This window comes from Pontibacter flavimaris (genome assembly GCF_001907195.1).
Classification (GTDB): domain Bacteria; phylum Bacteroidota; class Bacteroidia; order Cytophagales; family Hymenobacteraceae; genus Pontibacter; species Pontibacter flavimaris.
Genome location: NZ_LVWA01000003.1, coordinates 174,197 through 186,408 on the forward strand (window position 1 = coordinate 174,197; position 12,212 = coordinate 186,408).

Annotated in this window: 7 protein-coding genes; 2 read left to right on the forward strand and 5 right to left on the reverse strand. The window is 54.9% G+C overall.

From position 1 onward, the window contains the following. Positions 1 to 158: 158 nt before the first annotated feature. Entirely contained in the window at positions 159 to 1,832 is a 1,674-nt protein-coding gene (locus A3841_RS02990; protein WP_139307867.1) for a hypothetical protein, read from the forward strand. Positions 1,833 to 1,851: 19 nt separating this feature from the next. On the opposite strand, the gene alr is transcribed toward A3841_RS02990, so the two are convergent. From alr to A3841_RS03015, 5 genes are all read right to left on the reverse strand, one after another. After that, positions 1,852 to 3,003: an alanine racemase gene (gene alr, locus A3841_RS02995; RefSeq protein WP_073850836.1), complete on the reverse strand. Its 1,152-nt coding sequence runs from the start codon at positions 3,001 to 3,003 to the stop codon at positions 1,852 to 1,854. Between the two features lie 6 nt (positions 3,004 to 3,009). Then, the gene (locus A3841_RS03000; RefSeq protein ID WP_073850837.1) at positions 3,010 to 4,173 is read right to left on the reverse strand and encodes an amidohydrolase; all 1,164 of its coding nucleotides are present in this window, start codon (positions 4,171 to 4,173) and stop codon (positions 3,010 to 3,012) included. A gap of 147 nt (positions 4,174 to 4,320) precedes the next feature. Continuing rightward, on the reverse strand, positions 4,321 to 8,649 hold the full coding sequence (locus tag A3841_RS03005) for a PAS domain S-box protein (RefSeq protein WP_073850838.1): 4,329 nt from the start codon (positions 8,647 to 8,649) through the stop codon (positions 4,321 to 4,323). Between the two features lie 183 nt (positions 8,650 to 8,832). After that, positions 8,833 to 10,191, reverse strand: a complete 1,359-nt coding sequence (locus tag A3841_RS03010; protein WP_073850839.1) for a sigma-54-dependent transcriptional regulator — start codon at positions 10,189 to 10,191, stop codon at positions 8,833 to 8,835. Positions 10,192 to 10,506: 315 nt separating this feature from the next. Then, positions 10,507 to 11,337 carry a DUF1206 domain-containing protein gene (locus A3841_RS03015; RefSeq protein ID WP_073850840.1) on the reverse strand — a complete coding sequence of 277 codons (831 nt, stop codon included), beginning with the start codon at positions 11,335 to 11,337 and terminating at the stop codon, positions 10,507 to 10,509. Positions 11,338 to 11,631: 294 nt separating this feature from the next. On the opposite strand from A3841_RS03015, the gene A3841_RS03020 reads away from it, so the two are divergent. Next, entirely contained in the window at positions 11,632 to 12,207 is a 576-nt protein-coding gene (locus A3841_RS03020; RefSeq protein WP_073850841.1) for a DUF4136 domain-containing protein, read from the forward strand. The last annotated feature ends 5 nt before the right edge of the window (positions 12,208 to 12,212 follow it).

Below are 12,212 nucleotides of genomic sequence, written 5' to 3' on the forward strand. Positions count from 1 at the left end.
AGTAGGGCTAAGGTACGGCCGCATCGACTTATTACTATACTTTTTTCATGGCCGAAAGTATAAAAATCTTCCTCTTTGTAAGTTAAGATCGAATATTTACGCGCCACGCGTCGGCTGCACCTTAAATTATGCGTATGGTATGCAAAAACTGTGTATACATGCGAGACAACCCCGATAAAAGTTCTATAAAGGCAAGAAGATGGCTAAAGGCAGCAGCCTGGGTGGTGGGCGTGGCCGTCTTTCTCTTCGTAGGGCTTTTCTTCTTCACGATCTGGATGCAGCACAGGCTGGAACGCATGGTGGCAGCGCAGTCTAAGGGCGTGTACCGCCTGCACCTGCACGGCCTGGAAACCTCGCCCTTTCTCGGCAGCCTCTCCGTGGACAGTTTAATTCTGAAGCCGGACCACGAAAGGTGGCAGCAACTGAGCAAGCAGGGGCAAAAGGTGCCGCGCACCTTGCTGGAGCTTCGCACCGGAACGATAAACCTGCGGAAGCTGAGCTATACCAGGGCCTTTTTAAAACAGGAGGTGCGGCTCGACGAGCTGGTGGTGCAGCAGCCAACATTGCTGCTGTCGGTGATGCAGGCGGATACCACGCCAGCGCACCAGCCACTGCACGAAACAGCCGAAGGGTTTCTTCAGGGGCTGGCTATCGGGAAGATTAACGTGCGGCAGGCAAACCTCTACTACCGCGATGGCACTGCTCCCGATACGCTCTTCTCCCTTAGGAGCTTCCAGCTTGCCGTAGATGACTTCAGGCTCGATAGCGCATCTTTCCTGGCAAAAGGAAGGGCCTATTACGGGAAGAAGTATAAGCTGGCTGGCGCAAACGCTCATGTCCTCTTCCCGGATGAGTTCTACAAACTCAGCACCGATTCCATCAACGTGGATACACAGGCAGGTGAGCTGTTGCTGCAAAGTATAAAAATAGTGCCCCTGGCTGAACCGGCCGCGATGGCGCGTGCCAAAGGAGAGGCCGTCACGCACCAGGAGGCGGAGGCCGCGCAGGTATGGCTAAAGGGGATAGACTTCGGGGAGCATTCCCGCCACAACACCGTCCGGGTGAAGTACGCCCTGCTGCAAAGCCCTACGCTCACGGCTTTCAAGGATAAGCAGAACTTTCAGGATAAAGGAAGGAAGAAGCTGCCGCACGAACTGGTGCAAAGTATAAAAACGCCTTTTCTGATCGACTCGCTGGAGTTGAAGAGCGGCTATATCCGTTACGCGGAGCTGGTGCCGGAGGCTGCGGAGCGGGGGCATATCACCTTTCATCACCTTAACGCCGGCTTCAGCAATATATCCAACATAAAGGGGCAGGTGACAAGGGAGAAGCCCACTATCGTTAAAGCAAGCACGAAGGTGATGGACAGGGCACTGCTGGAGGTAACCATACGCCTGCCGCTGCTCGATGAAAACGGCTTTCATACGTTGGAGGGAACGATTGGGGAAACGAACCTGCAGATGCTGAACCCTATCCTCATGCCAACCGGGTTTGTCAGGGTGGAGAGCGGCCATGTAACCCGCGGAAAGTTCAGGGTGGAGCTAAATAAGGCGCAGGCAAACGGCAGCATGCACCTGCATTACAACAACCTGAAGCTGGATCTGCTCACCAAGGGCACGGGCGGGGAACAGAGTTTCGGTAAAAAGGTGCTCTCGAAAGTGGCCGACAAGGTAGCGATAAAAGACAGCAATCCCAGCAAGGGCGAGAAGCCGCGGCAAGGCACGATCACCGTTACCAGGGACCCGGGGAAGTCTGTTTTCAGCTACTGGAAAGATTGCCTGAGCAGCGGATTTATGTCAAGTATGGGATTGGAGGGGATGGCTGAGCAATAGCTTGAAGTATAAAGGCGTATCAGTCTATTATGTAGCGGGGTATGTTCAGTGGAAGGCGCGTGAGCAGCTCATAGTTCAGCTGCGTGCTTAGCTCCCCAAACGAGGCCACGGTTATACTTTCCTTGCCCTGCCTGCCCAGCAGCACCACCTCGTCGTCTTTTTCTACATCCGGAATGTCCGTTACGTCCACCATCATCACGTTCATATTCACATTACCAACCACGGCCGCGCGCGTGCCCTTTATCAATACCTGCCCCTGGTTACTGAGGGAACGGCTGTAGCCCCAGGCGTAGCCCACGGGCACAATGGCCAGTACCATATCGCGCGGCGCCTGAAACGAGGTGCCGTAGCCAATATACTCGCCCTGCGGCACGCTTTTGAGGCTCATGATGCGGCTCTTCCAGTTAATCAGGCGCTGCAGCGGGTCTTTTTTCTCCTGCTGCCGGCTGATGTACCGGCTATACGTCTCGGGGCTGGGCCAGAGGCCATACTGCATGATGCCCACGCGCACCATGTCCATGCGGGTCTCGGGGTAGGAGATCATGGCGGCAGAGCAAGCCGTGTGGCGTTGCCTGGGCAGGTGCCCGGCCTGCTGCAAACGCGCTACCTGCCGGTAATACTTTTGCAGCTGGCGCAGCACCCGCTCATGGTTCTGCATGCTCTCTGCGCCCGCAAAATGGGTGCAGATGCCCTGCAGTTCTACCTCGGATCGGTGGCTGGCGAGAAATGCCTCCGCGCGGGCCAGCGCGGCTTTGTCGAAACCGGTGCGGTTCATGCCCGTCTCCAGTTCCAGGTGTATTTTGGCGCTTTTCCCCAGCTTTCTGGCCATGGCCGAGGCTTCCTGCAGCCTATCCAGCTCGAACACGAAAAACTCCATGTCGTGCCGAATGGCCCACTCCAGCTCCGGGTTGTCCAGGTAGCCCATGATCAGGATAGTGGCGGGCTGAGGGATGTTTTTGAGCAGGCGGTCAGCCTCATCGGCACTGAAGACGGAGAAATGGTTGATGCCACAGGCCTGCGCCAGCGGGGCAAACTGCTCGATGCCATGGCCATAGGCATTCCCTTTTACCACCGATGAAAACTGAACGTCAGGGCCAATTTCGCGTCGGATGAAATCGATGTTGTTTTGAAGTGCTGATTTACTTATCTCGATGTAAGAGCTGTGAAGCATAAGTTCTTATGGCTGGAGGATCTGCTGCATGATTTCGTAAAACAAGGCGGACCCTGTGGGGATGAGCGCATCGGGAAAATCATAGTTGGCGTGGTGCAGCTGCGGGTGCGCGGTGCCGGCACCAAGCCCGAAAATCGCCCCTTTATACTTTGCCGTAAAATGCCCGAAGTCCTCGGACCACCTGAACGGCTGTACGCTCTCCTGCATCTCCAGTTGCAACTTTTCCGCCGCCTGCCGCACCAGCTGCACCGCATCCTTATCATTTACCGTTGCCGCAAATTCTTCCACAAAATTGATTTTATACTTGAGGCAATACTTTTCGGCAGCTGCTTGTACCTGCTGTGCCGCCATTTCCTTCAGTTTTTGCAGGTCACGGGTTTGGAAGGCCCGGAGGGTGGACATCACGGTGCCGAAACTGGGGTTCGTGCCAAAGGCCACTTCGCCTAGCCGGGCATGTATCACTGTCAGCAGCGTGAGGTCCTGGAAAAGTGTTTTCTGGCGGATGATCTGGTGGAAGGCAAGTATGATTTCGGCCATCGCCTCGCCGGGGTTCAGTCCGTTTTCTGGCTCGGCGGCATGCGAGGGGTGCCCCTGCAGTTCTACAACCATACCGGTGGAGGCGGCGGCAAAGGCGTTTTCCCTCACGACCACCTGGTGCAGCGGGTAGCCCGGCAAATTGTGCAGCGCAAACACGTAATCGGGCTGCAGCTGCTGGAGCCGTTCGTCCTGAAGCATCTCACGGGCGCCCGCACCCGTTTCCTCCGCCGGCTGGAAAAGCAGGACCACTCGGCCTTTGGCCGGTTTATTGGCGTGCAGCAGGCTGGCCAGCCCGGCTAAAATGGCCATGTGCCCGTCGTGGCCGCACAGGTGAGCTTTTCCCGCTACTTCTGAAGTATACTTTAAATCCGGGTTTTCCTCCGGAATGGGCAGGGCGTCCAGCTCACTACGGAAAAGTATGGTAGGGCCCGTTGTTGGATCAGCACCCTCAAACACGGCCACTACGCCTGTGCCGCCCACCTGCGTCAGTATGGAGCTGGGTTTATACTTTTCCAGAAAGGACACAATGCGCCTGGCTGTAGCGGTTTCGGCTCCGGATAACTCGGGGTACCGGTGCAGGGTCTGGCGCAGTTGAATGAGGTCGGGCAGGTCTTGGAGTTGTGGGTGCTGCATGGCAGTTCGCTTTTACCTTAAGTAGGGTAAGATACGAAATCCATGGCTGAGGTTTATACTTTTAGCAGTTGCCGCCAGTCTTATAGGCTCCATAAGTATAAACCATACTAGCAGCCTTTCTCTTCAAAAAGCAGCGGCAAGTACGGTTTACTTCCGTTGCAGATCGCCCTTCAGCAGGTCTATCACCTGCTCCATCACCTGTATAACCAAAGCAATATCAGCTTTCACCTGCGGCCGGAATTCCAGGTTTTTCGCATCGCCCTCTATCCGGAGCACTGCTTCTTTCACCTGTAAAACACGCAGGGTGTCTATGGTGGACTTCAGTTTATGGGCCGCTGCACTTACCCCATTCCAATCCTGTGCATCGCGCTTTTGCTGCATGTCTGCGAGCGTGGCCGGCACCGTCTCCACGATCAGCCGCTTGCTGCGCCGCATGAACTCCTCGTTGCCGCGGGCAATCTTCTCCAGCATCGCCAGGTCGTAGAGGGGCTCATTGGCTATACTTGCTGTGCCTACCGCTGTTGCTCCCGGCTGTGAGTCCTGCTGCTTGCGGTGGGGTAGGAGCGCCTCGATCTTCCGGAACAGCTTATCCTCCTCAAAGGGCTTGGAAATATAGTCGTTCATCCCTGCGGCCAGGTACTTCTCCGCGTCCCCCTTCAGGGCATTGGCCGTCAGGGCAATGATCGGAACGGCTGCGTGTTGCTCCTCAGATAGTTTCCTGATTTCCTGCGTGGCATCTATGCCGCTCATTTCCGGCATCTGTATATCCATCAGGATCACGTCATAGAGGCGCTGTGTGGCCATCTCCACCGCCTCCCTGCCGTTGCGTGCCACCTCCACCTGCGCGCTCCAACTTTCCAGAATCGCCTGCGCCAGGAAAATGTTGATCTCGTTGTCTTCTGCCAACAGTACCTTTATCTCGCCCATGCTGCTGAAGTCGGGCTCTTCCTCCTGCAACTCCGGCTGCTCCACTGCCGATATCGGGAAGGAAAGTATAAACCGGAACGTGCTGCCCTCATTTTCCTTGCTCTCCACCCAAAGGTGCCCGTGCTGCATTTCAATCAGAGTTTTGCAGATGCTGAGGCCAAGGCCCGTGCCGCCGTACTTGCGCGTGGTGCTGGAGTAGGCCTGGCTAAAGCCCTCGAATATGTAGTCGAGTTTGGATGGCGGGATGCCGATGCCTGTGTCTGTTACCGCAAACTCCACGGTCAGCTGGTCCTGCTGCTCCTCCAGCACCTGGCAGCTCAGTGTAACGCCGCCTTCCTCGGTAAACTTGATCGCGTTGCTCAGGAGGTTGAGCAGCACCTGGTTCAGCCGGTACGGGTCGCCCACCACGGTCGGGTAACTCTGTTGGGCTGCCCTGAGGGTATAGGCAATTTCCTTCTCCTCCGCCTTATAGATGAAGGTCTGGAAGGCGTGCTGCACGGTTTCGCTCAGGTTGAAGGGGATTTCCTCCAGTTCCAGTTTGCCTGCCTCAATCTTAGCGATGTCCAGGATGTCGTTGATGATGACAAGGAGATTCTCTGCGGACTGGCGGATAATATTCAGGTAATTCTGCTGGCCCTCATCCAACTCTGTTTTCCGCAGGAGGGTAGCCATGCCCAGAATACCGTTCATCGGCGTTCGTATCTCATGGCTCATGTTGGCCATAAAGTTCTCCTTTACACGTGCCGACTCCTCTGCCGCCTCCTTGGCCCGCAACAGTTCCTGCTCTGTCCGCATGCGGTCGGTAATGTCCTGGGCAATGGCGATGATGTACGGTGCCAGGTTCGGTTCCTCCACCTTATAGTTTTTATAATACAGGTAGCGCACCTCTTTCTCCTTGTTCAGGATCGTCAGGACGCCATCCACCAGGCTCCGGGTGCCGAACTGCTGCAGGTAAAGTATAAACCCTTCCTCGCTCTGCCTGGGGAAGAACTCCAGTAGGCTGTGGCCAACCATTTCTTCGGCCGTGTAGCCCAGCATGTTGAGCAGGTACGGGTTCACCGATTGGATCACGCCGCTCAGATCGTGGGTGCAGATGAAGGCCGGACTGTAGTTGATCAGGTCGCGGTACCTTTTCTCGCTATGCCGCAGGGCCACTTCCGATTCGCGCCGATGGGTGATATCGTGGAGCGCTGACTGAAGCTTCACCGGCTCTCCCTGCTCGTTCAGGATGGGGCGTATGTTGGCCTCTACCCAAATTTTCGAGCCGTCCCGGCGGATCAGGCGGTACTGCAGCGTGGTGTTCTGCTTCTGCTCAAAGGCATCTTGCACAACTTGCGCACCTACTGCCGCTACATCCTCCGGGGGAATGAACTCACTGGGGTGCCGCTGCAGCACTTCTTCCTGGGTATACCCCAGCATTTCCTCCACGGCCTTGGAGACGTAGATAATGCTGCCGTCCAGGTTGTGCAGGCTCACGATGTCCTTGGAGTTTTCCGACAGCAGGCGGTGCTGTTCTTCGCTTGCCTTCAGGCGGCTGTCGGCCAGGCGCTGCTCCGTAACGTTGGTAGAAATCCCCAACACGTTCACCTTCCCATCGCTGGTAATGAGCGGCTTTTTCACCGTATCGAACCACATGGTTTCTCCGGTTATACTTGTGTGGCGCTCCTCCACCCTTATTTCGCGGTGCTCGGCAATTACCTGGCGATCAGTTTCAAAGTATGAGTCGGATTCAATTTTATTGTGATGGATATCAGCGTTGTTATACCCCAGCACTTCATGCAACGGTTTATCAAATAGCCTGGCAAACTCCTGGTTTGCCAGCACGATGTTGCCTTCCGCATCCTTCACGTAAATCAGGCTGGGGCTTGCGTCGAGCACCTGCCGGATGAACTCGTTCTTCTCCCTTACTTCCTGCGCCGCCTTTCTTTCATCAGTTATATCCCGGATTATGGTCAGTACCTCTGTGTCGTTATACTTGAGGATGCGTCCCTCGTAGTGGCGGAGCCCGTCCGGCAGATCAAGCTCGTAATCTACCCGCTCGTACCACCCGGTGCTGATCACCTTGGCTATCAAATCCATAAACCTTGAGGCGAGCTCAGCCGGCAGCAGCTGGTAAATGTTGTTGCCGATCACCTGCTCTTTGGGCACGAGCAGGTGCTTCTGCGCCTCATTTTTCATGTCGAGGTAATCACCCTGCGCATCAATGATGAACATCAGGTCGGGTATGGCGGCAAGTATGGCGCGGTTCTTCGCCTCACTGGCTACGATCTCTTCCTGAGCGCGGCGCAGGTCCGTAATGTTCAATCCGTGGCTAATGATCAGCTCCACTTCTTCCTGGGGGCTTAACACTGGGTTTAACCTGCGCAGGAAATAGGATTTCTTGCCCCCGCTGTGGGTGAGCTGCTCCTCGAACTCCACGCTGCTTTTGGTGTCCAGCACCCGCTGGAGGTGCTGGCTACGTTGCTTCATGCGTGCCGGCGGGATGTTGCGTAGGATGCTGTAATCCTCATTCGTCTTCCCGATTATCCAGCGGCGCAATTCACTATCGCCTACGGCAGCAGGATTCACGAAGAGGTACTGCAGCTTGTTGTTATATACGGCCACATCCGAGGGGATATGGTTGAGGATGGACTCATAGAACTCCTTCTGGTGACGCAACTCGTAGCTCTGCTGGCGTAGCTGCGTTACGTCCTCGGCCGACCCGATGACCAGCTGAACCTGCCCATCGTCTTTGCGCCTGTACACGCTCTCGCGGCAGAAAATATTCTTTACGCTTCTGCCCTTGGTCCGGACCAGGTACTCTACTTCCAGCACCTCGCCGTCACGTGCGCCCCGCATCCGCTGTGTATGCTCCTCTATTCTGTACTGGTGCTCGGGTACGACGATGTTAGTGAATATCTGCCCCTCCATCTCGGCTATATCCATTACGCTATAGCCCAGCACAGTCATGATCTGTTCGTTAATGTAGATGCACCTATCTTCTTCTAAATGATAGATATATACAATATTGGGGATGGTGTGCGCAATGTTCCGCAGCAGGCTCTGACTTTCGGACAGCGCCGTTTCCGCCTTCCGCCGTTCCGTAAAATCGGTCATGTACAGGTTAAAGTACCCTCTTCTGGGCACCGGGTAGAAAAGCACATGGTAGTAGCGGCCGGAGATGCAGACATCGAAAGAGGCTGGCCTGTTCCCGCGCTTCCTTTCAATGCGCCGGATGTGCATCAGTAGCAACCGTCGGAGGCCCTGCTCTCGCAGCCTGATCACGCTAAACATGAAGTCCTGCGCAGCCAGGTTAGCCGAAAGAATCTCTCCCGAGAAGCTTAGCCGGAATACAGGACTTGGGTACTCGTCCTGTACCTCGGCCTGCATCTTTTGCCAGTCTGGCTCAGGTGCCGCAACCGGAAAAGGGGTCTGGGGTTCCTGCAAGTAAGCGTGCTGCCTCTGCAACTGTTCCAGCGCATGCAGCCGGGACTGGGCCAAATCCTCAGCGGCTCTACGGGCGTTTCTTTCCTCCTCTAGCTGCTGGAGCAGCTCTGCTTTACTTAGCATATAAAATGAATTGTTGCCATACCGAAAGCCCGTTTGAAAACGCCAGCCATACTTTATGTTCTGCTTTATAAAATTGAGCTCAGTGTCTTGTGCCAGAGAGCGTTTATACTTTGTGGAATCAGTAAGGCAGCTTTCTGGAAAGTATGAAACTTAGCTGCTGCAGTGAAGGACATACCCGCGATGCTACCTCGTCACCAGTTCATTGTTCTGGATCATGCGGTAGATGGTGGACTTGCCGATATCCAGCTTATCGGCTACCAGCAGCACATTGCCTTCGTACTTGTCGAGGAAGCGCTGGATGATTTCGGTGGTATACTCGCGCAGCGGGCGTTCTTTTGACAGGAAGTCCCTTTCGCTATTATTGGCAGCCAGGTTTATGTCGTGGGCCTCTATCATACTTTCATCTGCCATCACCACGGCCAGTTCCACCACAGCCCTTAGCTCGCGCACGTTACCGGGAAAGGCGTGGGAGAGGAGCTTCTCCTGCGCCTCCGCCGTGAGCGTTTTCCGGCCCAGGCCGTTCTCTTTGGCGAAGGCGTCTATAAAGTACTTGGCCAGCACCAGGATGTCGGCTCCCCGGTTGCGCAGGGGCGGCAGCTGAATGGGCAGGCCCAGCAGGCGGTAGTACAGGTCCTCCCGGAAATTCCCCTTCTTCACTTCCTCGGCCAGGTCTTTGTGGGTGGCCACTATAATGCGGGCATCCACGGGCACAACGGCGTTACCGCCTACGCGCGTTATCTCTTTCTCCTGCAGCACACGGAGCAGCTTGGCTTGCAGGCTGATATCCAGCTCCCCGATCTCATCGAGGAAGATAGTGCCTTTGTTGGCCTCCTCAAACTTGCCCAGCCTGCGGGCCACGGCTCCGGTAAAAGCGCCCTTCTCATGCCCGAAAAGCTCGCTTTCTATCAACTCGCGGGGTATGGCGGCCACATTCACCGTGACGTATGGCATTTTCTTTTTGGCACTGTTGTAATGGATGGCTTTGGCCACAAGTTCTTTGCCCGTGCCCGTTTCCCCGCTGATGGAGACGGTGATGTTGGTTTTGGCAGCCTTTCCCATCATGGTGAACACCCGCTTCATGGCGTCGCTGTTGCCGATGATGAAGTTGCTGAAGTCATACTTCAGGACAATCTCTTCCCGCAGCTGGTCAATCTCCTTGCGGAGCGACACATTCTCGCGGATCTTGTTCACCGTGTTCCAGAGGCGTTCCGGCGTGTCCTCGTCCTTCACAATGTAATCGTAGGCGCCCTTTTTGAGCAGGTCTACCGCCGTAGCCACGTCTTTCTGTCCGGAGATAATGACAATCTGAGTGTCGGGGCTCTGCTCTTTTATCTTGTTAAGCACCTCCGCGCCGTTTTTATCGGGCAGAGAATAATCGAGGGTGATCACGTTGGGGCGCTCGTGCAGGTTGCTGAGGCAGTCTTTGGCAGCGTGGAACTTCCTTAGCTCATAGTCGGGGTTGAGGGACAGATGATACTCCAGCAGCTCGCTATACCACACATCGTCATCAAGTATAAAAATCTTAAAAGGGGCGTTCTTCATCTTCCTCGCGGGTAGTAGCAGGCCATTCCGTATAAAGATAGCATGTTCGTATTAGTTAAAATTTATAACCGACGAGGCTTCTCTCCTGGTAAGGCAATTTGGGCTCTAAGTAATTGAATTCTACATTCTTTTACAACTATGGCCGAATTTTCATGTAGTGGTTTGGGCGCTGCCGCTCCGAAAAAAACTCATACTTTCTCAGCCCTTTTGATCGGGTGCTGTTTTATCGTTTTCAGAGGACGGGGCAAAGTATAAAAAGCCTCTTCCCCTGGAGTAGCATACAGGAAAAGAGGCTCATACTTTAGGTGCTATACTTTAGGTGTGGATGGGTTGGTATTTGGCGCGCATGAACATGAAGATGCCGTAACAGATGAGTCCAAGCGCCACCGCCCCAAGTATAAAAGAACCGTACGAAGCGTTCTCCAGGAACTGAAATGCCGCCTTGTTGCCACCGGCCTCCGATGAACTGGATTTAAGGGCCGCCTGCAGGAAAAGGTAGCCAATTATCAGCCAAACGATGCCACGGGCCATGTAACCCAGCTTTCCGGCGCGAATCATCTGGTGCTCCACTTCATGCTTTAAGCCACCGGACTGCACCTCTTTTTTATACTTTTCCGAGTACCCGTAATAGATCTGGTAAATTCCAGCTATGAGCGTGCCAACGGCCAGCAGGCCCACCAGCCATTGGCCGAAGGGCTGCTCCAGCAACTTGGCGGCCAGCGTCTGGCGGGAGTCGCCGCCACTGCCGCTACTGTTGCCGAGCACCATGCGCGCGGCTAGTACGGCAAAGCTGCCATATACCAGGCCACTGAAGATATACCGCAGCCGCTTGGCGACACCCTTGGCATCGGAGCCCTTGTCCTCGGTGTCTCTGACGGCCTGGATAAAGCGCCAGATGGCATAGCAGAGCAGCCCGAGTGCGATTAGGCCCAGCAGGATGTTTCCGGCGGGCATATCCTGTATGGTTCTGAAGATCCCGGAGCGTTCGGTGTTTTCGGTCGACTGCCCGCCAATTTCAAAGGCGGCCATGAATGCCAGGATCCCCAGCAGGCAATAAACAACGCCCTTAGCGGAAAGCCCGAATCGGGCAAAGGTCTCGACCCACTTCGGGGGCGGGCTCGGAACGTAAGATGATACATCTGCCATTGTATGAGTTGTTAGGTTTAACTGCTTTTTTCTTTCCCATACACGGATAAAGCGCAAACTTTGTTGTTGCCATACTTGCCAGCCGCAACTATTGGAACCCATTATTTCTTTTGTCCGGGTTTAGGATGATCTAAACTAATAGGCTGATTTTGGGGTATGGAGAGCCTGGGGGTAACCAGAATGTACCCGGCTGCCACTGCGCAGTTATACTTTTTACTATATTTGTCTGGTTGGGCAGCTTGTTTCTATACTTTCGCTGCACAGCTTAATCGGTCCGAATCATACTTCTGAACTATGAAAAGATTGCTTTTTGCCAGTTTGCTGCTAGGCATTATGTCCCTGCCTTCCTGTGTTACCACCTCCGCATCGTTGGGTGCAAAATCTATCAAGGCTCCTTATGCTGCCAGCCTTCGGCAGGCAAAGACCTATGCCTGGTATCAGCCCTCTCCGCCCGCCGAGGCTGAGTACCTGAAAGGATATAAGGCATCCCTGCACCAAAGCATGGTAAAGGCTGTGGAGCGGGAAATGCAGGAGCGGGGTTATACCAAGGTTGAGCAGAACCCGGATGTGCTGGTGGCCTACGATGTGAGTGTGTCGGTGCCGGTGGAGAAGGATAAGCCCGAGAATTTTGCGGAAGGCTTTGGCTACAGCTACGGCTACATGAGCGGCTACCGCTACGACTATGGCCATGCCGACATGCCCGGTTACCGCAGCGTGGACCTGTTCAAGGAGGGCACCCTGATCATCGACCTGATTAACCCGCGATCGAAGATGCTGCTCTGGCGCGGCTGGGCCGAGGGGGCCATCAATCACAACGCCGGTTCAGGCGCGGTGCAGAAAAAGGTAGAAGAGGTGCTGGAGCAGCTGTAGTTTAT